The sequence below is a fragment of the Sorangium sp. So ce367 genome (assembly GCF_051520455.1).
GTDB classification, from domain to species: domain Bacteria; phylum Myxococcota_A; class Polyangia; order Polyangiales; family Polyangiaceae; genus Sorangium; species Sorangium cellulosum_B.
Genome location: NZ_CP150334.1, coordinates 12,638,964 through 12,663,059 on the forward strand (window position 1 = coordinate 12,638,964; position 24,096 = coordinate 12,663,059).

At 70.5% G+C, this 24,096-nt stretch carries 21 protein-coding genes and 2 pseudogenes; 9 read left to right on the forward strand and 14 right to left on the reverse strand.

From position 1 onward, the window contains the following. Window positions 1-168: 168 nt before the first annotated feature. A complete protein-coding gene (locus tag WME97_RS47980; protein ID WP_437547813.1) occupies window positions 169-1,440 on the reverse strand; it encodes a phytoene desaturase family protein in 1,272 nt (423 codons plus the stop codon). Window positions 1,441-1,748: 308 nt separating this feature from the next. Beyond that, a complete protein-coding gene (locus WME97_RS47985; RefSeq protein ID WP_437547815.1) occupies window positions 1,749-2,861 on the reverse strand; it encodes a hypothetical protein in 1,113 nt (370 codons plus the stop codon). Between the two features lie 351 nt (window positions 2,862-3,212). On the opposite strand from WME97_RS47985, the gene WME97_RS47990 reads away from it, so the two are divergent. After that, window positions 3,213-4,409 carry a glycosyltransferase gene (locus tag WME97_RS47990; protein WP_437547817.1) on the forward strand — a complete coding sequence of 399 codons (1,197 nt, stop codon included), beginning with the start codon at window positions 3,213-3,215 and terminating at the stop codon, window positions 4,407-4,409. A 58-nt stretch (window positions 4,410-4,467) separates the two neighbouring features. Here WME97_RS47990 and WME97_RS47995 read toward each other — a convergent pair whose 3' ends face one another. Continuing rightward, on the reverse strand, window positions 4,468-4,755 hold the full coding sequence (locus WME97_RS47995) for a hypothetical protein (protein ID WP_437547819.1): 288 nt from the start codon (window positions 4,753-4,755) through the stop codon (window positions 4,468-4,470). A 424-nt stretch (window positions 4,756-5,179) separates the two neighbouring features. On the opposite strand from WME97_RS47995, the gene WME97_RS48000 reads away from it, so the two are divergent. The 5 genes and pseudogenes from WME97_RS48000 to WME97_RS48020 all read left to right on the forward strand — a co-directional run bounded on the left by WME97_RS48000 (window position 5,180) and on the right by WME97_RS48020 (window position 9,273). Continuing rightward, on the forward strand, window positions 5,180-5,494 hold the full coding sequence (locus WME97_RS48000) for a hypothetical protein (protein WP_437547821.1): 315 nt from the start codon (window positions 5,180-5,182) through the stop codon (window positions 5,492-5,494). A gap of 164 nt (window positions 5,495-5,658) precedes the next feature. Beyond that, the gene (locus WME97_RS48005) at window positions 5,659-6,867 is read left to right on the forward strand and encodes a winged helix-turn-helix domain-containing protein (protein ID WP_437547823.1); all 1,209 of its coding nucleotides are present in this window, start codon (window positions 5,659-5,661) and stop codon (window positions 6,865-6,867) included. Between the two features lie 122 nt (window positions 6,868-6,989). Continuing rightward, a pseudogene (locus WME97_RS48010) lies at window positions 6,990-7,610 on the forward strand (hypothetical protein); the annotation flags it as partial. Between the two features lie 368 nt (window positions 7,611-7,978). Then, window positions 7,979-8,932: an esterase/lipase family protein gene (locus tag WME97_RS48015; RefSeq protein ID WP_437547825.1), complete on the forward strand. Its 954-nt coding sequence runs from the start codon at window positions 7,979-7,981 to the stop codon at window positions 8,930-8,932. Then, window positions 8,932-9,273: a hypothetical protein gene (locus tag WME97_RS48020; RefSeq protein WP_437547826.1), complete on the forward strand. Its 342-nt coding sequence runs from the start codon at window positions 8,932-8,934 to the stop codon at window positions 9,271-9,273. The genes WME97_RS48015 and WME97_RS48020 overlap by 1 nt, the downstream gene beginning before the upstream one ends. A 397-nt stretch (window positions 9,274-9,670) precedes the next feature. On the opposite strand, the pseudogene WME97_RS48025 reads toward WME97_RS48020, so the two are convergent. Further along, window positions 9,671-10,540 (reverse strand): annotated as a pseudogene (locus WME97_RS48025) (PA4780 family RIO1-like protein kinase); the annotation flags it as partial. 293 nt (window positions 10,541-10,833) lie between these two features. Between WME97_RS48025 and WME97_RS48030 the strand changes: the two are divergent. Further along, window positions 10,834-11,334, forward strand: coding sequence for a VOC family protein (locus WME97_RS48030; RefSeq protein ID WP_437547828.1), 501 nt, complete (start codon window positions 10,834-10,836; stop codon window positions 11,332-11,334). Between the two features lie 91 nt (window positions 11,335-11,425). Here WME97_RS48030 and WME97_RS48035 read toward each other — a convergent pair whose 3' ends face one another. The 5 genes from WME97_RS48035 to WME97_RS48055 all read right to left on the reverse strand — a co-directional run bounded on the left by WME97_RS48035 (window position 11,426) and on the right by WME97_RS48055 (window position 17,434). Then, a complete protein-coding gene (locus WME97_RS48035) occupies window positions 11,426-12,163 on the reverse strand; it encodes a hypothetical protein (RefSeq protein ID WP_437547829.1) in 738 nt (245 codons plus the stop codon). Then, entirely contained in the window at window positions 12,150-12,764 is a 615-nt protein-coding gene (locus WME97_RS48040) for an RNA polymerase sigma factor (RefSeq protein WP_437547831.1), read from the reverse strand. The genes WME97_RS48035 and WME97_RS48040 overlap by 14 nt, the downstream gene beginning before the upstream one ends. Window positions 12,765-12,946: 182 nt before the next feature. After that, window positions 12,947-14,203 (reverse strand): PAS domain-containing protein, encoded by a 1,257-nt coding sequence (locus WME97_RS48045; protein WP_437547833.1) that lies wholly within the window; start codon window positions 14,201-14,203, stop codon window positions 12,947-12,949. 214 nt (window positions 14,204-14,417) lie between these two features. Next, window positions 14,418-16,256 (reverse strand): DUF459 domain-containing protein, encoded by a 1,839-nt coding sequence (locus WME97_RS48050; protein ID WP_437547834.1) that lies wholly within the window; start codon window positions 16,254-16,256, stop codon window positions 14,418-14,420. A 92-nt stretch (window positions 16,257-16,348) separates the two neighbouring features. Continuing rightward, window positions 16,349-17,434 (reverse strand): aldo/keto reductase, encoded by a 1,086-nt coding sequence (locus WME97_RS48055; RefSeq protein WP_437547835.1) that lies wholly within the window; start codon window positions 17,432-17,434, stop codon window positions 16,349-16,351. 93 nt (window positions 17,435-17,527) lie between these two features. Between WME97_RS48055 and WME97_RS48060 the strand changes: the two genes are divergently transcribed. Beyond that, entirely contained in the window at window positions 17,528-17,956 is a 429-nt protein-coding gene (locus WME97_RS48060) for a MarR family winged helix-turn-helix transcriptional regulator (protein WP_437547837.1), read from the forward strand. A gap of 15 nt (window positions 17,957-17,971) precedes the next feature. Here the strand turns inward: WME97_RS48060 and WME97_RS48065 are convergent, their stop codons facing one another. From WME97_RS48065 to WME97_RS48085, 5 genes are all read right to left on the reverse strand, one after another. Further along, entirely contained in the window at window positions 17,972-18,472 is a 501-nt protein-coding gene (locus tag WME97_RS48065) for a hypothetical protein (RefSeq protein ID WP_437547839.1), read from the reverse strand. 4 nt (window positions 18,473-18,476) lie between these two features. Next, window positions 18,477-18,992, reverse strand: coding sequence for a hypothetical protein (locus WME97_RS48070; protein ID WP_437547841.1), 516 nt, complete (start codon window positions 18,990-18,992; stop codon window positions 18,477-18,479). Window positions 18,993-19,013: 21 nt separating this feature from the next. Continuing rightward, the gene (locus WME97_RS48075; protein ID WP_437547843.1) at window positions 19,014-19,736 is read right to left on the reverse strand and encodes a hypothetical protein; all 723 of its coding nucleotides are present in this window, start codon (window positions 19,734-19,736) and stop codon (window positions 19,014-19,016) included. A 267-nt stretch (window positions 19,737-20,003) separates the two neighbouring features. Beyond that, the gene (locus tag WME97_RS48080; protein ID WP_437547845.1) at window positions 20,004-20,927 is read right to left on the reverse strand and encodes a DMT family transporter; all 924 of its coding nucleotides are present in this window, start codon (window positions 20,925-20,927) and stop codon (window positions 20,004-20,006) included. Window positions 20,928-20,979: 52 nt separating this feature from the next. Further along, window positions 20,980-21,633, reverse strand: coding sequence for a DUF4291 domain-containing protein (locus WME97_RS48085; RefSeq protein WP_437547846.1), 654 nt, complete (start codon window positions 21,631-21,633; stop codon window positions 20,980-20,982). A gap of 273 nt (window positions 21,634-21,906) precedes the next feature. On the opposite strand from WME97_RS48085, the gene WME97_RS48090 reads away from it, so the two are divergent. Then, complete coding sequence (locus WME97_RS48090) at window positions 21,907-24,090, forward strand: beta-propeller domain-containing protein (RefSeq protein WP_437547848.1); 2,184 nt, start codon at window positions 21,907-21,909, stop codon at window positions 24,088-24,090. The last annotated feature ends 6 nt before the right edge of the window (window positions 24,091-24,096 follow it).

Below are 24,096 nucleotides of genomic sequence, written 5' to 3' on the forward strand. Positions count from 1 at the left end.
ACTGCCCTCGCCTCGTCGGCGGGCCGCGCCCGAAGAGCAGCGTGCAACGGAGCCTCCCGCATGTCGGATCTCACGCCAATGGTTTGGAATAATTCTGCTCGTTTGTTGCCTGCCCAGGTGCCGGGGCGGCGCGCCGGGCGCGCGCGCGAGAGCACGATGGCGATTCGCTCATCCGCGCAGGTGACGCAACGCGCGCTCGGCGGCCCACAGCCCCGAGAGCATGGCGGCATTGGCGTGATCGCCGGGCGGTTCGGTGGCGTTGCCCATACGGAAGAGCCCCGGCTCGTGCTCCTCGATCGGCAGCGCGTCTTCGTCGGCGATCGGAATCTCGTGCGCGAGGCTCGCGCTCACGCCGTGGTGCGCTTCGTACTCGCTCGGGTCGAGCAAGCGCTCGAAGCGCAGCGCGCTCGAGAAGCCCGGCACGTGCGCGTCGATTCGCGATTTCACGGAGTCGAGAACCCGGGCGCGGCGCGAGGCGTCGAGCGTGTCCTGGCCGCGCGGCGCGAGCAGGAAGCCCGTGAACGCGCGCGTGTCGCCTGCCTCGTGATCGCGAAAGAGGTGGAAGCCGAACGTCTCGGGCCAATGCCCCGCGTCGAGCGCGGCCATCCACTCCTCCGCGCGCGGCGGGGAGACGATCAGCGTGCGAGCGTCCACGAACGGCGTCGTCCGCGGCACGGCGAACAGCACCTGACACACCTTGAGCCCCGCGCGCCCACGACACGCGCTCGCGGGCACCGTGGAGAGCACCACGCGGGCGTGCTCGCTGCCCGAGCTCGTGTCGACCTCGAACCCCCGCGCGTGCTTCTTCACGGCCTGAACCCCGGTGCCCAATCGCAAGGTGACGCCCGTCGACCGGAGCCGCGCGAGCATGGCGTCGGTGAGGACTTGCGGGCCCCCGATGGGCACGACCATCTTCTCGTGTCCGTAGCCGAGCTCTCCGGAGAAGTCTGCCCGGAGGAGATCTGCCCGGAGGTACTGCGGTGGCGTGCCGAGCGCGTACGCGAGCAGCGAGATCATGCGGAAGCCCATGCCGTCGCGCTCGTGATCACGAAAGAGCGTGCCCAGCGGTCGCTTCTCGCCGTTGCGCACGCGCATCACCATGCGCAGCACGGACGGCGCGTGACGCAGGAGACGCAGGGCCCCGCGCGGTCGCGGCGGCAGGCGGTGCGTCTCGTCGCCAAAGTCCACCACGTTGGTGCTCGGCTCGAACGCGACGTGCACCCCCAGGCGCGCGAGATCGGTCACGATGCGCGCGCCGAAATCGTTGCAGCCGACGGTGAAGCGGTGGCCTTCCAGCTCGAATGCCCCGCAGCGACCGCCCGCGCGGGCGAGCCTCTCCACGAGCAGGACCTTGCACCCCCGGCGCGCGAGCTCCAGCGATGCCGTCATGCCCGAGAGGCCGGCGCCGACCACGATGGCGTCCCAGTGGGTCTCTGCCATGGCTCTTCGTATCCTTTCGCCTCCTGGCGCGTCAACCGTGCGATCTGTGCGCCTGGCGCAGCGCATCGAGCCTGCCTGCGGCGCAGGCGATCACCTGCACCGGTGAGGAGATTCCGCGGGAAGTCTTCAAGAACGTTGTATTCGGGCCCTTCTTCAGGTTGCAGCGAATGCTGCAAAGGCACAGGTCGTCGTCATCGTCCGAGCCGCGATGTCGCGCGCGCCGGCTGTGCAGCCCAGACGCCGGACGAAGCGGTCGAGGGTTCGCGTCGAGGACCGAGGCCCCGCGGCGCGGCGACGGGCGGCCCGCGCTACGCGGCGACGCCGAGGGTGCCGATCTCCTCGAACTCGCGGATCATCCGAGCGAGCCCGCCCTCGTCGACGCGGAGGCCGAGCGCCGCCGCGGCGTGGACGAGGAGCTTCCGCTCCCGCAGCGACGCGACCTTGTCCACGGCCGCCGCGATCTCGAGCGCGCGCAGCAGCGGGGCGCGCGCGCCCTCCGGCACGCCGCGGAGGCGCTCGATCCAGGCGATGTCGTCGGCGAGCCGCTCGTTCAGGCCGGCGCGCGCCGGGGCCGGCAGCCGCCGCAGCACGGCCGCGAGCAGCGCGGACTCCTCCGGCGTGAGGCGGCCGTCGGCGGTGAAGATGAACCAGAGCCCGTCGAACAGCCGATCGAGGTGCGGGCGCAGCGTCTCGTCGCAGAGCGCCTCGTCGAGCGCGCGCCGGTAACGCAGGTATCGACGCGCGGTATCCCCGAGGCGCCGGGTGACTACCCAGCTCGTGATCGACGACGAGGCGATTGAGAGCACGGGCACCAGGTTGCGCGCCACGCTCTCGCCGGCGAGCCGCGCCGCGAGCTGCTTCGCCACGTCCGAGCCGCGCCGGCGCGCCGAGCGCACGAGCACGGCCGCTGGATCGTCCGTGTCCTGGGGGTGCTCCACGACGCCGAACGCGAGGGCGAGCAGCGCCCACACGTCGGCCGGCTCGTCCGGATCGAACCGGAGCCCGAAGAGATCCGCGAGCTCGCAGAGCATCTGCACGTGCAGGAGCAGCCGGAGCACCGTCTCAGCGCCGATCGCGAGCATGGCTGCAGGGATGGCGACGAGCCCGCCGAGCCCGTTGGTCTCGGCCGTGGCCACGGCCGCGCCGGTCGAGAGCGCCCCGGTCGCGCCGCCCGCGAGCGCCGAGCGGATGCAGGCGCGCCGGATGACCGCGCGCGCGTCGGTCGCCTCCGTCATGCCGGTCGACTCCGCGATGCTCGCGGGGCGAGGCCGCCGGTTGTAGCGGCGCACCGCGCGGGACAAGAGCTCCTCGAGCCATGCATCGACAGGGCGCCCGCCCACGCCTGCTTCGCTCGTCGCCTCGCTCAGCGGGAGCGCCGTGACCCCCGCTGCGTCACCAGGATGCGCAGCCTCGTCGCCCATGGATCCGAGGGGTTCAAGATGCATTCCGCGCCCCGCGTGCGCCGAGGCCGAGCCCGCTCGCAGCCCTGCGGAGATCGGCTATCGCCTTGGTCGGGCGTACAAGGATTCACCTGCTCCCTCGCCGAGGAGGAGAGCACCTTCCGCTCACACGGCTCGACGAGCCGACTCAGCTCCAGGAGGCTCCGGCCGTCTGGGCCTGAACGGATGATCCGTGGTATGGGCGTCTCGCCCTGCCTCCCGTCTCAGCATGTATACCGGAACTCTGGCGTTGATACGATGAAAAAACGCGTCTCTGGTGCCATCGTCGCCTCCGTCATCCACGCGATCCGCGTGGTGGAAGGGAGAGAGACGATGCGGGTATTGCTGACGGGAGTGGGGACTCGCGGTGACGTGCAACCCGTGGTGGCCTTGGCCGTCGAGATGCGGCGTCGGGGGCACCATGTGAGGTTGTGCGTCCCGCCGAACTTCATCGGCTTGGTGGGCGGCATGGGCTTCACGGCGACCCCGATCGGAATCGCGATGCGGCAACCGAGCGGGGCCGCCGCGCCGGCCGCCCCGCCGACGCCGGAGCAGGTCCGCGCGCTGGTCGATCACCTCGCGAGAGACCAGTTCGACGCGACCGCGTCGGCCGCCGAGGGATGCGACGTGATCGTGGCCGGCGGAGCGCACCAGTACGCCGCGCGGTCCATCGCGGAGCGGCTGGGCATCCCGTCCGTGGTCGCCCTGTACGCGCCGGTGGCCCTGCCGTCGCCGGACCATGCGCCCGGCGGGGAGCCTGGGGGCGACCCGGAATCGAACCTCCGGCGCTGGCAGGACGAATCGCGGAGCTGGAACGAGCGCCTCCTCGAGCGGCTCAACGCCAACCGAGAGCGCCTCGGCCTGGGTCCGCTGAGCGACGTCTTCAGCCACGTCCTGGGCAAGGCGCCGTGGCTCGCGGTGGACTCTGTCCTTGGGCCGCTGCCGGCGACGCCCGGCCTTCAGGTCACGCAGACGGGAGCCTGGCTCCTTCCCGACCAGGCGCCGCTCGTCCCCGAGCTGGAAGCGTTCCTCGCCGCCGGCGAGCCGCCCGTCTACATCGGCTTTGGCAGCATGCCTGTCGACCCGCAGACGGGCCGTGTCGTCATCGAGGCCGTGCGGGCGGCGGGGCGCCGGGTCGTGCTGTCGCAGGGGTGGGCCGAGCTCGGTCTCGTCGACGACGCCCCCGACGGCATCGCGATCGGCGACGTCAACCAGCAGGCCCTGTTCCCGAGGGTCGCCGCGGTGGTGCACCACGGCGGGGCGGGCACGACCACGACGGCGGCGCGCGCGGGCGTCCCGCAGGTGATCGTCCCGATGTTCGCCGATCAGCCTTACTGGGCCTCGCGCGTCCGGGCGCTCGGGCTCGGGACGTCCGTGGCCCGTGGAGCGCTGAGCGCGGAGTCCCTTCTGGCCGCGCTGGAGGGCGCCCTCGACCACGGGGTCGCCGCCCGCGCGGCCGCGAGCGCGGGCGCCGTGGCGGTGGATGGAACGACCGTCGCCGCCGACCTCATCGAGCGGGCCTCCGCGTGAAGCTCGGGTGATGGCCGCGTTCGTCCGGCCGTGTCAGCAGGTCGAGCCGGGGTGATGCTCAGCTCGAACGAGCCGGCAGAGACGTTGTTGTAGCTGTCGACGAAGATGTTGTTGTAGCTGTCGACGAAGATGTTGAGAGGGTCCCTGCGGCTACATCCAGCGTGACCGACCCGGGGTCTCCGGCGTAGCCGGCGTCCTCGGCTGCAGCGTGAAACTCGTCGTCCGGCGTCGTCAGCAGATCCGCCACGGCGGCCCGCGCGAGCTCTTCGGGCTGCAAGCCGAGGCTCTTCGCGCGTTCCTGGAGGCGGTCGGCTTGCGCGGGCGACAGGTCGATGGCGAGCTTCATCGGGCGCAGTGTGCCTCGGGCGACCCTGGCTCGTCACCCGGTATACGGGGGGGCCGGTAAGCGATGAACCCCGGCGGAGAAAGGCGGTCCCATCCGTCCCGGGAGCGCGGCGGCCGAGCGGCGGATCGGGCAGCTCCGCGCCGAGGTGGTTTCGTCGGCGACACGCCGCCCCTGCGCGAAAGAGAGCACGAACGACGGGAGGATGAGCTTCCGTGAAACCACGCGCCCGCTGCCCCGTAGAGGTGGCATCTCCGCGCCGCCAACGCCGAAAGCAGCGCCCTACGGGGCGCTCGCAGGCGTACCGCTCACCGCTGCGGCGCGGGGAGACGCCTGGCTGTGGGCGCTTCTGCCCGCAGCGGGCTGTGCTCGGCCGGCGCCCCTGGCGCCGTCACGTGGGCCACGAGGCCCGAAAGAGACAATGACCATGAAGACGATCCGATTCGCGCTCTGCTCTCTCCCCCTCATGCTCGCCGCCTTTGCCGTCACCGCGACCTCGGCGGCCGAGACCGGCCCGACCTCCGCCGCGAGCGGCGTGCAGCTCGAGTCCACCGCCGTGGACGCCTCGGCGGACCTCGGCGGCGCTGCGGACGATGCGGCGTGCTCCGGTGGTGACGTGACCGACGCCGACGACACCTCTCTGATGAGCACCGCCGCGCGCTCCGATCGCCCCAATGCCCCTGGCCTGAAGCTGTGCTGCGGAACGGCGGGGGACTACGGCGTCATCTGCTGGCGCTGCTGAGCGGGCGCCGGACGTTAGCAGTTGGCCGCGGTGCGCTGGCGCGTGATCGACCCGATCTCGCGCCAGCGCCCGGCCAGGGATCAGATGTCAGGAGGGGGTCGATGATCTGTTGCCAAGTGAGCAGGGCCAGCTAGGGTGCGGGCCTCAACGGACGGAAGGCGCGGATGAAGGACACCCTGTCGGCGGCGGAGGCCCGGCGCATCGCGCTGGCGGCGCAGGGCTTCCGGGCGGAGCGACCCGGGCCGGCGACGACGAAGCAGCAGTTGACCCGGCTGATCGAGCGGCTGGGTGTGGTGCAGATCGACAGCGTCAACGTCGTCTCGCGCACCCATTACCTGCCGGCCTTCTCGCGGCTGGGGGCCTATCCGCGGCCGATGCTCGAGGAGCTCGCGTGGGCGAGCAAGCGGCCGCTGTTCGAGTACTGGGCGCACGAGGCGTCGCTGCTGCCGCTCGCCACCCAGCCGCTGCTGCGCTGGCGGATGGCCGACGCGCGCGACGGGGCGGGCGTCTGGAAGGGTGTGGCGCGCTTCCTGCGCGAGCATCGGCCGATGGCGGACCAGGCGCTGGAGCAGATCCGCGAGCGTGGGCCGCTGGCCGCCTCCGAGCTCGAGATCGGCAAGAAGGGGCCGGGCGGCTGGTGGGGCTGGAGCGACGCCAAGCGGGCGGCCGAGTGCCTGTTCTGGAGCGGCGAGCTGACGACCGCCACCCGGCGGGGGACCTTCGAGCGGGTGTATGGCCTGCCGGAGAGCGTGCTGCCCAGGGCGGTGATCGAAGCGCCGACGCCCCCGCGCGAGGACGCCCAGCGCGCGCTGATCCGCATCGCCGCCCGGGCCCTGGGCGTGGCGACCGAGCGGGACCTGCGGGACCATTTCCGCATGGGGGTCGCCGAGACGAAGGCGCGGCTCACCGAGCTCGCCGAGGCCGGTGAGCTGATCCCCGTGGGCGTGAAGGGCTGGCGGGAGCCGGCCTTCCTCGATCCCGCCGCCCGGCGACCGCGGCGGATCGAGGCCTGCGCCCTCCTCTCGCCCTTCGACAACCTGATCTGGTTCCGCGAGCGCACCGAGCGGATGTTCGGCGTGCGGGTGCGGCTCGAGATCTACACCCCCGCGGCGAAGCGGACCCACGGCTACTACGTGCTGCCGTTCCTAGAGGGCGACGCGATCACCGCGCGGGTGGACCTGAAGGCCGATCGCAAGGCGGGCGTGCTGCTCGTGCAGGCAAGCCACGGCGAGCCCTGGGCGGGCGCGCAGACGCCGGAGCGGCTTGCGGGCGAGCTGCGGACCATGGCCGCGTGGCTGGGGCTGGAGCGCGTGCGGGTGGAGCCGAAAGGCGACCTGGCCAAGCGGCTGGCTGGGGCCCTGTCGGGCAGATAGCTACGACAACACGCTGCGTGTAGCCAGGCGCCCAGCGGGCGATCTTCACACGTCTCTCCAGGTGGGTCGTGTCGCCGCCGGAGATCGCTTCAAGGCTCGCGGAAGTATCGCGCAACCCCGAGCGGGCCCGGCACCGCTGCCCGACGGGGCTGCTGGTCGTGACGATCGATGCGGGGATCGCGCGGTGGTGCGCGCGGCCGATCGACGCGGGCCACCCCGGCTTGATGCTGACGCCGCTGGTGCTCGGGCCCGAGGGCGTCCCGGTCGTCACCGATGCCGCGCAGGCGAGGGCCGCGCCCGAGGTGGTCGTGCTCTCGGCCATGGCGCACGGGCAGGGCGAGGCGGGGGAGGCGATCGGCGTGGCGTTCCTGGCGGCGGCAGCCGGGCTCGATGAGGAGCGCCGCGCCGTCTACGGGGACCTGGTGCTATCCTCGCTGAACGCAGCGGCGAGGCGGATGTTGGAGGCGATGATGAAGAGCGGATACGAGTTTCAGAGCGAATTCGCGCGCAGCTACGTGGCCAAGGGCGTGGAGAAAGGGCTGGAGCAGGGGCGGCAGCAGGGGCTCCTCGAAGCCAAGGCTCAGGCCGTGCTGGCCGTCCTCGAGGCCCGCGGGCTGGAGGTCCCTGCCGAGGTCCGGGAGCGCGTCCTCGCGAGCACCGACCTGGCCGAGCTGGACCGCTGGATCCGCCGCGCTGCATCCGTCGGCGAGGCCAGGGAGCTGCTCGCGACGACCGGCTCCTGAGCCACCGGCGCAGGCAGCGTCTTCGACGCCTGTCGGCTCGCCGGTGGCGGCGACGTCGTCGTCGTGACGATTAACTTCGGGCTCGCATCTTCGGGTTCTTCGGCCCGCTCCGGACGGTTGTCGGAGCGCGGAGGGCGGGTCAAGGGCGGCGTAGCTGCCGCGCCCCCGGCGCGGGCACCGTTGATGCGCCTGAGCACTCCGGCAATCTCGGCCGCGGGATGGGCCGACCATCACGGTCGTGACCGGGAGCGCTCACCCTCGTGATGGCCAGCAAACAGCCTGCGCAATCGAGCAGATACCATCGTGAGCGTCGACACCCGGCGTCGCCCCCGGCGCCGATCCGTGCCAGGATGCGGCCGGATCGTCGCATGGGAAACCACCTGGAGCGGGTCGTCGGGGTGCTCAACGGCGTCCTCGGCGACTACCTGAAGCGGACCAGCAACGGCCTCGCGACCGCGATGCAGCTCGTCCGCGACGGGCACCCCGTGCCGATTGCCAGGGCATTTCCCGCGGCCGTCTCTGCCCAGGCCACGCCCCGCGTCGTCGTGCTCGTGCACGGGCTGATGAGCACCGAGGAAGTCTGGACGATGCCGGACGGCGAGACCTACGGATCGCTGCTTGCGCGCGACCTCGGCTACACGCCGTTTCATGTGCGGTACAACAGCGGCCTCCGTGTCTCCGAGAACGGCGAGGCCCTGGACGTCCTCCTCGAGCAGCTCGTCTGCGCCTATCCTGTTGCCGTGGAGGAGCTGGTCCTCATCGGCCACAGCATGGGCGGCCTCGTCGCGCGCAGCGCCGCGCACGCGGCGAGCGACAAGGATCGACGGTGGCTGCCCCTCGTCAAGCGGGCCTTCTATCTCGGAACACCGCACCTCGGCGCCCCGCTGGAGCGCTTTGGCAACGTGGTCACGTGGGCGCTCGCGAGCATCGACAATCCGTACACGAAGCTCATCGCCGACATCGTCAACCTCCGCAGCGGCGGGATGAAAGACCTGGCGTATGCCAATCTACGCCGCGAGGACTGGGAGGGCGCCAGCGCGAACGCCCTGCTCCAGAATCGCCGCCATCCCGTGCCCCTGCTCCCCCACATTCGCCATCATCTCATCGCCGGCGCGCTCACGGCCGACCCGAGGCTCTCCCTCCTGTTCGGGGACGCGATGGTCTCGCTGCGGAGCGCCACGGGGCGGGCGGTCGCCGAGGACCGGTGCTCGCCCTTCCCTCAGGAGCACGCGCGGATCATGCCGTCGCTCGGGCACCTGCGCCTGGCTCACGATCCGGACGTCTACGCGCAGATCCGCGCGTGGTGCGAGGAGGCGGTGTGATGGACCGGTGGCGCGGCCTGAAGGACCTCGTGCAGGACGCGGTCGACCACGGCTCCCGGCGGGTGGAGCGCATCCAGAAGGACGCGGCGAAGCTGCCCTTCGACCTGCTGGAGCAGATCCCCCCGATCAAGGCGCCCGTGAGGGGGATCCGGCTCATCCACGATACGACGCTGTCCGGCGTCCACGGGGCGATCCGCCTCGTCAACCGCGCCGTGGGGGGCGCGGTGGATGTGGTCCTCTTTCTCGTGGAACAGAAGGCACGGCCGGGGGAGGCGCCGGCCGGCAGCGCGGGCGCCACGCCGGACGCGCCCTCCGGGAGCTCGGACGACAAGGTAATTTGAGCCCGGCATAGGACGCGGATCTCGCCGGCGAACTTCACCGCGGTTCCCACGGCTTGCCGAGATCATGCCGCTGCAGCTGTTCTTTACGATGAACCTGGACTGAGAGCTTTCGCTGTGAACACCAGCAGGCGGCTCGGAGACGTCAAGCCCGGCGAGTGTTCGCCGCGCCTGAGCGGGTGTTCGCGGCGCCGCCCGCCTGTGCTGGGCGAGAGTTCGCGGCGCCGCCCGCCTGTGCTGGGCGAGAGTTCGCGGCGCCGCCCGCCTGTGCTGGGCGAGAGTTCGCGGCGCCGCCCGCCTGTGCTGGGCGGGTGTTCGCGGCGCCGCCCGCCTGTGCTCCCTGAGCGTTCCGGCGCGCGCGGTCTCGCGGGCTGCTCGGTAGAATCACCACCTCGACCTTGCGAGGCGGGGACGATACGCCCCGCATGCTCCGCCCCTGCGTCTCACGGCGGCGGCGCTCGTCGTGGTTGGCATCGCTGATGAGCTCCAGGACCGAGTCGGTATCGACCCGCCTCGAAGACGCCTGGAAACGGCCGCTCAGCCGTGTCTCGGGCGTGAGCTGGCTGCACGCGTAGAGCTCCCACATCTCCTGCGCGTAAGGGCGGGGCTGCCGGTTGGGAGCGAACCGAGAGAGGAAGCGCTGGAGGTTGTCGACGTCGCGCAGCAGCAGCTTTCGCGCGTTCTGATTGCTGGAAGCGTCCACTGCCTGCGGGAAATCGATGACGACCGGCCCGTCTGCGCCCATCAGCACGTTGAAGTCGGACAGATCGCCGTGCACGACCCCGGCGCTCAGCATCCGGACCGCTTCTGCCAGCAATCGGTCGAACACCCTCACCGCCTCGTCGGGGTTCAGTCTCACCTCGGCGAGCCGCGGGGCAGGGCTGCCGTCGGCGTCGGCGATGAGCTCCATGATCAGCACACCGTCGATGAAATGGTGAGGTATCGGGACGCGCACCCCCGCGCTGTGCAGGCGGAAGATCATGTCCACCTCGGTCGATCTCCAGGCGGCTTCGTCCTGCGCACGACCATGGCGCGAGCGCTTGTTGATCGCGCGCTGATCGCGGCTGTTGCGCACCTTGCGCCCCTCCGTGTACTCCGCCCGGTTCTTGAAGGTCCGGTCCTGCGCCTCTTTGTAGACCTTGGCCACCCGAAGATCGCCGCCGGAGCGCACCAGGAAGACCTCCGCTTCCTTGCCGCTCATCAGCGGGCGCACGACCTCCTCGATGAACCCTTCGTCGGCCAGAGACATCAGGCTGCTGGGAATTCGCATCTCGTTCTTGCTTCTCCGCCGGGGATCGTTCTCCGCCTTCTAGCCACACGATCTGGGGCGCCGCAACTGGATTGGTCCTCCCCGCTTCCGCGGACACCCCGGGCGACACCAGAAGCAGGAATGGGACGGTGAAAGAGGAGGGCGTTCACGCCCGAGTCGAAGGCGGAGGTGTTACGGCTGTGCCCGAAGCGCCGGAACGCCGTGGAGCTGGTACGGCGGACGCAGGCCCGCCTTGCGCGTGGTCCTGCCACGAAGAGCGCTCCACCGGCCGGAGCTGGGCTACCGTGATCGCCATGAACCTCGCCGGAATCGCCCATATCCAGCTCTCGGTCACGGACTTCCCGCGCAGCCGCGCGTTTTACCGCGCGCTGTGCGAGCACTTCGAGATGCAGTGCCAGTACGACGATCCGGGCAGCGAGCGCGAACGGCCCATGCTCTATTACATCGGCGGTAAGACCGGCCTGTTGATTCGCCCCGTGAACCCGGAGCACGCCGGCGCCCGCTTTCACCAGTACAAGCCGGGCCTGCACCACCTGTGCTTCCGCGCCCGCAGCCGCGAGGACATCGACGCATTCCACGAGTTCTTCGAGAGCACGCTGGCCGCGCTCGGCGGCAAGCTCGTGCACGCGCCGCAGGACGGTGCGTGGGCGGCAGGCTACTACTCGATCCTGTTCGAGGATCCGGACGGCATCCGGCTCGAGATCAACCACGTCCCCGGCAAGGGCAACCTCTCCGAGGGCGTCGAGCTTCCGTTGCCCGCGCGCGTCCCGGGAGGTGTGCCAGAGCAAGCGTGAGGAGGCGCGCACTTCTCGGGCTTCATCGGGCGACGAGCGCATCACTTCGAGCGCTGCTGAGCTACGCGGACGCCCCTTCCGCCTCGTTCGGCTACGGCGGAGGTGCCATCTCCGCCTCGTCTTGCGGGGGGCCCTCCAGCTTGATCTGCACCTTCACCTTCCGCTTCTCTCCGTCTCCCTCGATCTGCACGTCGACCTTCCCCTCGACGCCTTGCGCCGCGAGCTGCTCCATCACCTGCCGCCGCGCCGCCTCCACGTCGTCCTTGTCGAGCACGTCCAGATCGAGCAGCTCGTGCCCGAGCTTCGAGCCCAGCGTTCCGCGCACGGTCCCCGCCAGCACGTCCTCCCGGATCTCCGCGCCGGCGAGCGCCGGGAACGCCGCCCGGATCCGCTCGGCCACGTCGCCCTCCGGCACCTCGTCGTCCCACACGTCGAGCGTCAGCGTCGTCGCCCCGTCCACACGCCGCCCCCGCATCAGGACCCGCGCCCTCCGCTCCGTCTTCCCCTCGCCGCGTACGGCCGCCATGAGCGCCTCGGGCTCGGGCAGCTCCGCACCGTCCGCCACCCGGATGCTGATGCTCCGTCCCACGGGTACCTCCACGTCCGCCGGCGCCACGCACGCCGCCGCCCCGCACACCGCTGCCGCCGCCGCCACCACCAGCGCCTTGCGCAACCAGAGCCGCTTCATCGGGACCACCTCCTGCTCGGGGTAGAGCTGGCCGAACGCCGCCATCAGCTCGCCCTCGAGCTCGCGCGCGTGCGCTGGCCTGAGCGGCGCCGGCTCCCCGAACAGCCGGCGCAGCTTTCGTCGCACCTCAAAGTCCAGCATTGGAGACACCCTCTCCGCGGGACTCCCCCGCGTCCTGCTCGGCGCGCGCCTCGAGCCGCGCCTTGAGCTCGCGCAGCGCCCGCGACGCCCGCTGCTTCACCGCGTCCGCACGGAGCCCGAGCAGCTCCGCGATCTCCTGGTGTTTCAGCCCGTCGCCGTACCGCAGCGCCAGCACCTCCCTCGCCTCCGCCCCGAGCGCCTCCAGCGCGTCCCTGACCGCGCGGAGCTCCTCGCCCCGCACGAGCGCGTCGAGCGGCGTCCCCGACTCGTCCGCGAGCACGCCCGCGAGATCGTCGATCGGCGCCTCCTGCCGCGCCGCTCGCGCGTGGTCGATGACCAGGTTCCTGGCCATGGCCAGCACGAACATCCGCGGCGTCCCCTTGCGCCGATCGAATTCTCCCAGCCGCTCCAGCAGCCTGTGGAAGACCCGCGCGACGAGATCCTCCGCGTCCTCCCGCCGGCCCACGCGTCGCGAAACGAAGCGCGCCACCGGGTCGTACAGCTCGAGGTAGAGCGCCCGGAACGCGCCGCGATCGCCGCGACGGGACGCCTCGATCAGCTCGCAGAGGTGGTCATCGCGGGAGGGCCAGAGGAAGCTCATCGCGGGGCTCACCCTCCTCTACGGTAGAGGCGCCAGAAGGTGACAGGCGAGCGGTCGATCCCTCGGTTGCCCTGGACGACCGCCCGGCGACGGCGCGCCCCTGCGGTCCTCTCGCCCTCCCGGCGACGTCTCGTCCGCACACGTCGGTCAGGCCGACGTCGCTCACGCGGCGAGGTGGCCGCTCAGCCGGGGGTGGAGCCCCCTCTGCGCTCCCTGGTCCGCAGCGCGTAATCGATGCCGCTGCGCAGCGTGGCCTCTGTCACGAGGCCCTGCCAATCCACGCCGAGGTCGATGAGCATCCGCGCGATGGCCGGCTGAATGCCCGTGAGCACGACCCTCGCCCCGAGCAGCCCCACCGCGCGAGCGGCTTGCATGAGCACCCCCGCCACCTGGGCGTCGACCGATCTCACCCCCGTGATGTCGATGATGGCGATGGTCGCCTGGTGCGCGCCGACCCCGGAGAGCAAGGTCTCGATGATCCGGCTCGCCCGCTCGGGGTCGAGCGTGCCGATGAGCGGCATGACGAGCACCCCGTCGGCGATCGGCAAGAGCGGCGTCGCGAGCTCCCGGATGATCGCCTGTTGCGCCGCGATGACCGCCAGCTGCGCCTCCTGGCGTTCGGCCTCCGCCCGCTTGATCGCCGTGATATCGATGGCCGCGCCCCCGACCGTCCCCTCCGGGATGCCAGGACCCCGGACGGGAAACTTGACGGAATGGAACAGCCTTATCCCTTCTGTCGGGTGAGGGACGCTCTCCTCGAACACCGTCGCGACGCCGGTGTTCCTCACCGCGTCGTCCGCGGCCTTCACCTGAGCGACGATGTCGTCCGGGAGCATGTCGTGGTCGCGCATGCCAGCGCCGCTCCCCGGATCCATGCCCATGAACCGTTCGAATTGAGCGTTGAGCACGACATACCTGCTGTCCGAATCCTTGGCGAACATCATGGCAGGCATGTACTCAAGGAACGCGTGGAACAGCGCTTCGCTCTTCTGCAGCTCCACCTCACGGCGCGCTCTCTCGGTGACATCCTCGGCCGAGACGAGGATCTGATGCGGCGCCCCATCGTCGCCGCGCGTGAGGACCACACAGCGCAGGGCAAAGGAGCGCTCGACGTCTCCAGTGCACCGCGCGCGCAGCGCGCGTTCGAGGGGCTGGCCGTCCAGTGAAGCCGTGATCTGCCGCACATGCCCCGCTGACGCATCGAGGTCCTCGGGGTGGATGCGAGAGATGAGGGTCTCCCAGGCGCGCTCTGGCGACTCCTGGTCGCTGATCCCGAGCGCCCGGACGAAGGCGCGATTGCGGGCGACGATCCGCCTGTCCCTGAGATCGAGGACACAGAGGATGGTCGGCGCCAGATCAAATATCTGCTCGACCAGCGTGCCTTCCGGCCCCTTTGCCCGCGCGGCCATCGAGCCGTTCGAGGTAGGCGTATCCGTCATATTGTCCGTGCCCTCCTCGTTGACGCCTAGCGGATTTCTTCGCCTGTGTGGTGCGAGAATTCGGTGCCGCACGGCGGAACAGGCGGGCGAGCGAGCGCATGGCCAGCAGGGCAGAGCGCGTGGAGCAGTGCCGATCGATGTGGGCAGTGCTTCACCGCAGCAGCGATTCCACGTCTCGAGGCCGCCCGGCGGCTCATCCAGGAGGCGTGCCCGCTCAGCGGGGCGGCCCGGGGTCAGCCGCGGCGCGCTTCGCGCGGAGCTCCGCGAGCGTCCACTGCGCCACGCCGCGCGCCCCCTCGATCGTGAAATGCACGCCGTCGGGCCGGATCGCCCCGTCCTCGTACGTGCGCCGGCACTCGCCCCCGGGGCAGATGTTCTCCTGGAGGTCGAGGAGCGCGACGTCGGGCAGCGTCGCCACGACCTTCCGGATCGAGCGGTTGATGCACGTCACCTGCTCGCGGACGTCCTTCGTCTCCCAGTCGCCGAGCGCGTAGGGGACGGTCGCCATCCAGACGCGCCCGTGCGGGTTCCGGAGCTTGTCGAGGTTCGTGACGAGGTTCGTCTCGAAGCGCTCGTGCCACGCCGGCTTGCACGCCTTCGTCCACTCGTCGTTCACCGTGATGCCGTGCATGAAGGCGCCGCCGAGGTAGAGGACCGCGGCGTCGGGCTTCGCCTGCGCGAGGAGCGCGGGCCACTCGGTCATGCCGCAGAGGTCCGCCATGATGGTGCAGCCGTCCCGCCCGTGGAGGTCCACCGCGAGCCCGCGCTCCTGCAGGCCGCGGAGCGCCCAGCCGAGCGTGTTCGCTGTCGAGTCGCCGACGACGACGACGCGGAACGTGACGTCGTCCTTCACGACCGCGGTGACGAGCGCGTCGATCATCGCGGAGCCCTTCGGCGCATCGCCGTCCTGCGCGTGGGTCGCGCGGACGGCGATGAGCAGGCCGAGCGTGACGCCGGCCGGCACCGCCCAGAACGAGCGCCCCTTCGGCAGCCCGCGCTCGCGGATCGGCCGCTCGAGGAAGCGATAGGAGACGAGCGCGACCGCGAAGGTTACCGCGAAGCGGAGCGCGGTGAGGGCGGGGCCGTGCAGGCGATCGCTCGACACGAACACGTGCACCGGCCAGTGCCAGAGGTAGACGCCGTAGCTGATGGTGCCGACCCACGCGAGCGGGCGCCACGCGAGCGCGCGCGCGACCAGGCTCCGCGAGCCCTGCACCGCGCACGCGATGAGGACGAGGGCCCCGAGCTCCGTGAGCCAGAACCCGCCGTGGTAGAGCAGCCACGACTGGCCGTCGAACACGGACCACGCGATCGCGAGGCCGATCGCCGAGACGACGCCGGCGCCGTCGAGGAGGCGCACCGCGCCCGCGGAGAGCTCGGCGCGCGGCGTGAGCACCGTCGCGAGCGCGGCGCCGAGGAGGATGCCGGAGGCGCGCGTGTCCGTGCCCATGTACACGCGCGTCGTGCTCTCCGGCGCGAAGAGGGCGAGCATCGCGATCGCGGAGAGCGCGGCCAGCGCCAGTGTGAGGACGAGCACGCCGCGGCGCGACCACCGCGAGAGCACGAAGACGATGACGAGCGGCCAGACGACGTAGAACTGCTCCTCGATCGCCAGGCTCCACGTGTGCTCGAGCGGCGAGCGCGACGTGAAGATCTCCCAGTAGCTCTTGTGCGCGTAGATGGCGCGCCAGTTCGCGACGTAGCCGAGCGTCGCGAGCACGTCGGCGCGGAGGCCGGCGAGCGCGCTCGGCGGCCCGAAGAGGCGCCCGTGGAGCACGACCACCGGGACGAGCGCGAGGAGCGCCGGGAGGAGCCGGCGCGCGCGGCGGATCCAGAAGTCCTTGAGCGAGATCGCGCCGCGCGCCTCGTGCTCCGCGAGGAGGAGCGACGTGATGAGGTAGCCCGAGAGGACGAAGAAGAGATCGACGCCGAGGAAGCCGCCGCGCAGCATCCCGTTCGCGTGGAAGAAGAGGACGCCGAGCAGGGCGAGCCCGCGCAGCCCGTCGAGCGCGGGCAGGTGAGGGAAGAGCGGGCGACGGGCGGGCGTGTCCACGAGAGGAGGGCGAGACTATCAAAACGCCCGGGCGGCGCCTCCCCTGCCGCGCGCTCGCGTCGCGCGGATCGCGCCGTGGTCGAGGTTACTCGTCAGTAATGATCGCCCTTCTTCGTGACGCCGAAGGGGATGAGCTGCGACGGTTGACCGTTGATCGTCGTCCCCCCGGCCTGGATCATGTGCGCCAGATTGAGGAACTCGGCCGGGAAGTTCAGCTTCGGAGCGGTGAGCGCGTCGAGCGCCGCCGTCTGCTCCGGCGTGAGCTTCACCTCGAGCGCCCTCACGTTGTCGTCGAGCTGAGCCAGCGTGCGCGCCCCGATGATCGTGGACGACACCGCCGGGCGCGCCTGCACCCAGCTGAGGGCGACGCGCGCGACGGTGGTCTCGAGCTGCTTGGCGATCCGCTCGAGCTCGTCGATCACCGCGTAGCTCCTCTCGTCGAGGTAGCCCGCCGCCCACTGCCGCCCTTCCGGCTTGACGGTCGCGGCGTTCCTCCGCGTGTACTTGCCGCTCAGGATCCCGCTCCGCAGGGGGGACCACGGCGTCACCCCCAGCCCGAGCTCCTGGGCCATGGGGATCAGCTCCCCCTCGACCGTCCGCTCGAGGAGCGAATACTCGATCTGCAGCCCGATGAACGGCGCCCATCCGCGGAACTGAGCGATCAGCTGCCCTTGCGTCACCTTCCACGCAGGGGTGTCGGACACGCCGATATAACGCACCTTCCCCGACTGGACGAGATCGTGGAGCGCCGCCATGGTCTCCTCGATCGGCGTGAACTTGTCCCAGTTGTGCAGCCAGTAGAGATCGATGTAGTCGGTGCGCAGCCGGCGGAGCGACTGCTCGCAGGCGGCGAGGATCGATTTGCGGTTCGAGCCGCCGCCGTTGGGATCACCGACGTACAGGTTTCCGCTGAACTTCGTGGCGATCACCAGCCGGTCGCGCTTCTGCCGGTCGTGGCCCAGGTGGTCCCCGATGATCTTCTCCGAGTGTCCTTTGGTGTAGAGGTTCGCCGTATCGATGAAGTTCCCCCCGAGCTCGATGAAGCGGTCGAGGATGGCTTCGGAGTCCTTGACGCTGCTCCCCCAGCCCAGGTCTTCGCCGAACGTCATGGCGCCGAGGCAAAAGGGGCTCACCCGCAGACCTGAGCGACCGAGCGTGACATAATGATCGAGCGGCATCGCATCACCTCCGGAACTTGTTCCGTTTCGAACAGTTCAATGTTGAACTAGTAATGCCGCACCGATCCATCGTCAAGCGCGAGCAGAGAGAACATGGACAAGCTTTCGCCCTGGGAGCTCTGGACGCTGAACTTCGAGTTCAGCATGGCGGTCATGGCCGAGGTGGAGCCAGAGGTGCGCGCGCTGGGGCTCGAGATGAAGGAGTTCTTCCTCCTCGGCAAGCTCGACGACCACCCTCACCCTGCCGAGCTCGCGCGCGCGCTGATCACGCCCAAGCCCTCGATCACCTTCATGGTGAAGCGGATGGAGGCGGCCGGCTTCGTCCAGCGCGAGACGGAGGCGGGCGATCTGCGGCGCTTTCGGCTGACGCTCACCCGCTCGGGGCGCAAAGCGATGGAGGCGGCGCGGGCGATCCTCGACGACGCCTTCGGGCGAAGGCTCGCGCGCATCTCGGCAGGCGAGCGCGCCGAGCTGGCGCGGCTCCTCACGCGGCTGACGGGGGAGCGCGCCCGCCCGCGCTGACGGCCGCCCTCGCGCTCACTCGTAGTCGCGACGCAGCTCTTCGTAGAACGCGTCGCTCATGAGGTAGTCTGCCCACCACTGCTCGACCGGCGTCGCGCCCCGGCGCTGCTGGAAGAGCACCAGATCGTCCAGCTCGCCGTCGTACCAGCCCCACAGAAACCGGGCCCGCAGCACGTCCACGTTTCGCCCGCGGAGCTCGGCCACCGCGTCCTCGAGCGACTCGTCGTCGAACTCGTCGACCAGCGCCTCCGCCTCGTCGATGATCTCGCCGAGGTAGGCCAGCCCCTTCTTGGTGAGCTCGAACCGCGCCTTGCGGCGGTTGACCTCGACGAGGTCCGCGTTCACGAGCTCCTGCAGGACGTCCTCCAGCGGGCTCAGCTCGGACGGCAGCACGAGCGGCATCTCCATGCCTCCGTCGGCGGGCTTCAGGTCCATCTTCTTCAGCACGTAGATGCCGGCATAGACCAGCTTCTGCTCGCGCGACACGATCGGCTGCTGTCTGCGTCCTTCGAACATCGCCTCACTCCGCGGTGCGCCAGGCCTCCGCCTCGAGGCGGATGTGCCGGCGACCGTCTGCGTCGGTGTCGAGCCACGCGTCGACGTCGCCGTCGGCGTAGTACACGGGGGTGTGCCCCGCCGCCTCCGGCCGCCGGATGCGCGCGGCGTGGGGGTTGCACATGGCGAGCACGATGGCGCGCTCGCCCGAGAGCGCGGCCGGCAGCCAGCGCTCGAGGAACGCCGACAGGAGCACGGTCACCGAGTAGTCCTTGGCGACCTCCTCGACGAAGAACTCGAGCTCCACGTCATCGGGCAGCACCTCCGGCTCGTCCGCGGCGTGCACCGCCACGACGAGCGCGTCGGTCACCCGGAGCGGCCCTCGACCCGCGCGGCCATCCAGCCAGAGCGCGTCCACCCGGCACCAGCCGAACTGCGTGGACTCCACGTCCGGCTCGTCGCGGTGCTGTTCGAGGTTCAGCAGCTCCAGCGCGGGACGGCAGCGGAACGGGAGCTCGGAGATGCTTCGCAGGGGCTGCATCGCGGCGGCCGGCGCGCGCCGCTACGCGACCAGGCGCTCGGGCCTGCGGCCTCGCTCGCTGCGGCGGACGCCGAAGCGCGAGCCGGCGCCGGACTTGCCGCTGCCGAAGCGGCTGCCGCCAGCGTTGTTGTAGCGCCGCCCGGTCTGCGACGACTTGCTGCTGTCGACGCTGGACGGGTTCGAGGCGCGGTACGCGTCGCGCTGGGATCGCAGATCGGGCGCGCGGCCGGGCGGCGTGGTGTACGGCTGCGTGTACACAGGCACGTAATTCGGGCGCAGCGCCGACGACACCATGGCGCCGAGGAGCATGCCCGACGCCAGGCTCATCACCGGCGAGTGGTAGTACCCGTAGGGGCCGAACCCGGACGTCTGGATCTGCGCGGCGCCTTCGCCCGAGACGTCACGGCGGATCGAGAACACCTTCTCGGGGTCCTGCACGCCGCCGTCGCTGTTCTTGTCGAAGAACCCGGTGACGACCTGCGTCTTGGCGTCCAGGTCCTGTACGGCGACGCTGATGACCTCGCTCCCCTGGTAGATCTCGTTGACGCGCCGCTCGAAGTCCTCGGGCCCCTCGGCCGCCTTGAAGGCTTCGTTGACCTTGTCGAAGTCGAGCTCGACGGTGGTGTTCTCGGTGGTCGCCCAGCGCTCCCTGGACCGCCCGCCGCTGCCGCTGGAATCGCAGCCGGCGGTCGCGACGGCGAGGGCTGTCATGAGCACGACGGGCAGGGTGGTCTTCGTCATCATCTGGAGGGATCTGTCTGGTGCTGTTGGAGGATTCTGTCAAGCAGGCGCCGAGCCCAGCACCGGGAGCCCGCAGGCGCCGGGAGAGAACCTGCGCACGAGGGGGCGCCGCGCAAGATCCGCGAGATCATGGAGGGCGCGGCAAGATCATGGAGGGCGCGACGCGTCAGGGCGCGCGCCGGCGGGAGCGGCCCCCCGGCCCGCCGGGCGGCGGCAGCTCGGCCGGGCGCAGCCGCTCGGGCAGGGGTCGGGTCGCCAAGCGCGGGGTACTCAGGTCGCCTTCGGCTTGTGGGTGGCGAAGAAGAGGCCCGGCAAGACGAGCGCCGCGCCGAGCCAATGGTAGGCGGCAAACGCCTCGCCGAGGAGCAGCCACGCCAGCACGGCGGTATAGACCGGCGACAGGTAGAGCAGCAGGCCAGTGCGGCTGGGGCCGAGATGCTCGGTGATATAGCTGTACGTGGCATAGGCGCCGACGCCCGGCACCAGGACCAGGGTCACCACGGTGGCGATGGTGCGCAGGTCGAAATGCGGCGCGCCGCGGCTGGCCAGCTCCCAGCCGAGCGGCGGCAAAAGGAGGATCGCCCCGGCCAGCGCGATCGCGGTGAGCCGCGCCCGGACCCCCAGCGGATCGGGCCATCGCTTCAGCAGCACCGTGTAAAGCGCCCAGGAGATCGCGGCGCCGAGGATCATCAGGTCACCGGTGCTGAAGCGGAGCGCCAGCAGCGCCGCCGGGTCGCCGCGCAGCACGATGACCAGCACGCCGGTCAGCGCCAGCGCGGCGCCCAGGCCCTGGCGCCGGCTGAGCCGCTCTCCGAACATGGCCCGTGACAGCAGGATGATGATCACCGGCGAGACGGCGTAAATCAGGCCGATATTGGTGGCCGTTGTGGTGGCGGCGCCGTAATAGACGCCGGCGCCGCAGATGCCCATGCCCAGCAGGCCGAGCAGGGCATATCGGGCCCAGTCGCGCCGCAGCGCGGCGCGGTTGCGCCACAATTCACGGCCACAGAAGGGGAGCAGCACCAGCGCGACGCCCATCCATCGAAGCTCCGCCAGCGCCACGGGCGGGATGAAATCCGCCGTGGCGCGGGCCAGCAGCATGTTGGCGGTGAACAGCGCCGGGGTGACGAACAGCAGGACGTGGGCGATGCGCTGCTGGCGGGACTCGGCGAAGCCGAGAGAGCTGGAAGCCATTGGCGCCGACAGTAGGGAAGCGCCGCCACCCTGGCCAGGGCTCGTCGTCCCGCTACGCCTCCCAGCGCTCTATCCCAACCCGCCTCGCTGCCTCCGCCGCTGTCGGCCAATACACCTCTTCCCGCGGGATCTCGATCTGCCCGGCACCCCGGCCGCGCAGCACCTCCCTCTGCTCCGCCACGAGCGCCGAGATGTCCTCCACGCCCACCGTCCACTCCTCGGCGAACCGCCGCAGCGTCGCGCCCCGCAGACCGAGCTGGATCGCCCTCCGCTCGACCGGCGCGCCCGACGGATGGTGGTCCGGATCCCACTGGAGCCGCACGTCCGAGCGCTGGAGATCGCTCTTCCACGCCTCCTCGCTCGGGTAGAGCTCGGGCACGAAGCCCGACGGCACCGCCGCCGCCAGGATCGCGTCGAACCCCGCGCGCTGGATCCGGATGGCCAGCACCGCCTCCTGGTCGGGCTTCGCGCCCCAGCCCGAGCGGAACATCATCCAGAGGAAGTTCGGCTTGATCCAGCTCATGCGGCCGAAGCTGAACTCCGGCCCTCCGAGCCGCTGGTGCAGGGCCGCGTGGCGCGCGATCGACGGACGGTACGCCTGATAGACCACGACGGTCTCGGCGTCGAACTGCGCGAGGATGTGGCGTCCTGCCGAGGGCCAGCGGGCGTCCTGCGCAGCATACGACTCGAGCTCCAGCTTCTTCATCACGCCTGCATCACTCCCTCCTCGTGCTCTCCTCGACCCACCCTGCCTCGTCCGAGCTCCCGTGTCACCGCGGCGCTCCTCTTCCTCCTCACTTCCTCCTGGGCCCTCCGGCGCCTGCGCGCCGACCCCATCCGCTGTCAGGCGCAGTTTGTGCCGGCATGTGCCAGGTGGTGTCCGCCGTATCTGCCCGTAATTGCTGACGAAATGTCTCGGCATGTCGAGTGCTTCTCCTGAGGCCATCGATCCGAACGACAGACGGACACGGAGACTCACATGCGATCATTCTACAGGGGTTGTACGCTTGTTTCTCTGCTCGCGCTCGGCGCCAGCTTCGCCGCCTGCTCGCGCGGAAGCGGATCGGGCGGGCCCGCGGAGACGGGCCTGGCACAGAGCGCCCTCACGCCCGCGACGAGCTGCGACGATGTCGAGGCGCTGCTCCGCGAACGGCTGAAGCAGAACATGATCAAGTCGGTCGACGTGGCGCGGAAGTCCGCCCTGCAGCAGCTCGAGGAAGGGTGCTACTGGCTCGGCGCGGACGGCGGGGTCGTCGCCTCCGCCTCCTCCGGCTCCTCCTCCTCGACGGGAGGGCCCGTCTCGCCGCCGGCCGAGGAGGCAGGAGGGGACGACGGGGCTGCCACGGAGTATTCGACGACCAACACGCAGGAAGCGGACGTCGACGAGGCCGACTTCATCAAGAACGACGGAGAGCACGTCTACATCCTGGCCCACGGGCAATTCCAGATCTTCGACGCGTGGCCCGCCGCCGACACGCACCGCGTCGCGTCGGTCGCGATCGAGGGGGATCCGAAGAAGCTCTTCGTCCACGAGAAGCGCGCCCTCGTGTACTCGTCGCTGTCCCCGTCCTCGTCGCCTGACGGCGAGCTCCCTTATTACGGGGGTGAGTGCACGTACGGATACGATTGCGAGTTCACGGGCGACGGCACGCCGCTCCTGGTCACCGAGCTCGACATCAGCGATCTCACGGCGCCGACCGTCGTGCGGACGCTGAAGTTCTCCGGATCGTTCCTCAACGCCCGGCGCATCGGGAGCGCTGTGCACACGGTCGTGGCCTCCCCCGAGCCGGTGGTGGAGGGACTCTCTACCTGGCCAGAGGGCATCGATGTCTGCACCCTGTCCGAGCAGGGGGTCAACCCGTCCACGGTGGCCGCCGTGAACAGCGCGTACGACAAGCTCGTGGAGAAGAACCTCGCCGTGATCGACGCGGCCCCGCTCGACATCCAGCTGCCCACCGTGGAGGACACGCTGTACCGGGACGGCGTGGCCTCGACGAGCAGCCACGCCCCGTTCGCGAGCTGCGAGAACTTCTACCTGTCGAACACGGGCGACGGGCAGAGCTTCCTCTCGGTCGTCTCGACCGAGCTCGGCACCGAGGCGCTCGGCCAGACGACGATCGTGGGCAGGCCCGGCGCCGTCTACGCGACCGCGGACTCGCTCTACGTGGCGAGCCGGCACCAGTACGGAGAGACGTACGGCTGGTTCTACGACGACGGCGAGACGACGCCCGACGCGACGACCGTCCACAAGTTCGCGCTGAGCGAGCGCGCGGCGCCGAGCGCGTACCTGGGGAGCGGCGTCGTGAAGGGGCGCGTGCTCAACCAGTTCGCCCTCAGCGAGCACGAGGGGTATCTCCGCATCGCGACCACCACCGGGCACCTGCCCGACCCGGACACGCACAACACCGTCGCGTCGCTGAAGCAGGAGGGCGGCGCGCTCGTGGTCAAGGGGATGGTGGACCAGCTCGCGCCCGGCGAGGACATCCGATCCGCCCGCTTCTACGGCGACGTCGGGTTCGTCGTGACCTTCAAGAAGACCGACCCGCTCTACACCATCGACTTCTCGGATCCCGAGGCGCCGAGGGTGCGCGGCGAGCTGAAGATCCCCGGCTTCTCGACCTACATGCACATGATCGACGAGGGGCACGTCATGAGCATCGGCTACGACGCCGACGACCAGGGTGACTTCGCGTGGTTCCAGGGGATCCTGCTCCAGATCTTCGACGTGACGGACCTCGACGCGCCGACGCTCACGCACAAGGAGGTGATCGGGACGCGCGGCTCCGCGAGCGACGCCGCGACCAACCACCTCGCGTTCAACTACTTCACCCAGCGGGGGCTGCTCGGGATCCCCATGGTCATCTGCAAGGGCGGGAGCGGCGGCGAATTCGGCGACACGATGACGTTCAGCGGGCTGCTCGTCTACAAGGTGGATACCGGCGCGGGCTTCACGTCCGTCGGGGGCGTGCCCCACCCGCTGCCGGACGCGAGCGCGGGCGGGAGCGGCCCGAGCTGCGGGAACTGGTGGAGCAACGCGACGTCGTTCGTGAAGCGGAGCGTCTTCATGGAGGATTACGTCTACTCCGTCTCCGAGGACGAGATCCGGGTCGCCAACATCAGCGATCTCGCGACGCCGGAAGCCGTCGTGTCGCTCGTCCCCTGAGCGAGA

Excerpts from the sequence above, each read along its gene's own strand:
- WME97_RS47980 (WP_437547813.1), bottom strand. The coding sequence starts at position 1,440 with ATGGCAGAGACCCACTGGGACGCCATCGTGGTCGGCGCCGGCCTCTCG.
- WME97_RS47985 (WP_437547815.1), bottom strand. The coding sequence starts at position 2,861 with ATGGGCGACGAGGCTGCGCATCCTGGTGACGCAGCGGGGGTCACGGCG.
- WME97_RS47990 (WP_437547817.1), top strand. The coding sequence starts at position 3,213 with ATGCGGGTATTGCTGACGGGAGTGGGGACTCGCGGTGACGTGCAACCC.
- WME97_RS47995 (WP_437547819.1), bottom strand. The coding sequence starts at position 4,755 with ATGAAGCTCGCCATCGACCTGTCGCCCGCGCAAGCCGACCGCCTCCAG.
- WME97_RS48000 (WP_437547821.1), top strand. The coding sequence starts at position 5,180 with ATGAAGACGATCCGATTCGCGCTCTGCTCTCTCCCCCTCATGCTCGCC.
- WME97_RS48005 (WP_437547823.1), top strand. The coding sequence starts at position 5,659 with ATGAAGGACACCCTGTCGGCGGCGGAGGCCCGGCGCATCGCGCTGGCG.
- WME97_RS48015 (WP_437547825.1), top strand. The coding sequence starts at position 7,979 with ATGGGAAACCACCTGGAGCGGGTCGTCGGGGTGCTCAACGGCGTCCTC.
- WME97_RS48020 (WP_437547826.1), top strand. The coding sequence starts at position 8,932 with ATGGACCGGTGGCGCGGCCTGAAGGACCTCGTGCAGGACGCGGTCGAC.
- WME97_RS48030 (WP_437547828.1), top strand. The coding sequence starts at position 10,834 with ATGAACCTCGCCGGAATCGCCCATATCCAGCTCTCGGTCACGGACTTC.
- WME97_RS48035 (WP_437547829.1), bottom strand. The coding sequence starts at position 12,163 with ATGCTGGACTTTGAGGTGCGACGAAAGCTGCGCCGGCTGTTCGGGGAG.
- WME97_RS48040 (WP_437547831.1), bottom strand. The coding sequence starts at position 12,764 with ATGAGCTTCCTCTGGCCCTCCCGCGATGACCACCTCTGCGAGCTGATC.
- WME97_RS48045 (WP_437547833.1), bottom strand. The coding sequence starts at position 14,203 with ATGACGGATACGCCTACCTCGAACGGCTCGATGGCCGCGCGGGCAAAG.
- WME97_RS48055 (WP_437547835.1), bottom strand. The coding sequence starts at position 17,434 with ATGCCGCTCGATCATTATGTCACGCTCGGTCGCTCAGGTCTGCGGGTG.
- WME97_RS48060 (WP_437547837.1), top strand. The coding sequence starts at position 17,528 with ATGGACAAGCTTTCGCCCTGGGAGCTCTGGACGCTGAACTTCGAGTTC.
- WME97_RS48065 (WP_437547839.1), bottom strand. The coding sequence starts at position 18,472 with ATGTTCGAAGGACGCAGACAGCAGCCGATCGTGTCGCGCGAGCAGAAG.
- WME97_RS48070 (WP_437547841.1), bottom strand. The coding sequence starts at position 18,992 with ATGCAGCCCCTGCGAAGCATCTCCGAGCTCCCGTTCCGCTGCCGTCCC.
- WME97_RS48075 (WP_437547843.1), bottom strand. The coding sequence starts at position 19,736 with ATGATGACGAAGACCACCCTGCCCGTCGTGCTCATGACAGCCCTCGCC.
- WME97_RS48080 (WP_437547845.1), bottom strand. The coding sequence starts at position 20,927 with ATGGCTTCCAGCTCTCTCGGCTTCGCCGAGTCCCGCCAGCAGCGCATC.
- WME97_RS48085 (WP_437547846.1), bottom strand. The coding sequence starts at position 21,633 with ATGAAGAAGCTGGAGCTCGAGTCGTATGCTGCGCAGGACGCCCGCTGG.
- WME97_RS48090 (WP_437547848.1), top strand. The coding sequence starts at position 21,907 with ATGCGATCATTCTACAGGGGTTGTACGCTTGTTTCTCTGCTCGCGCTC.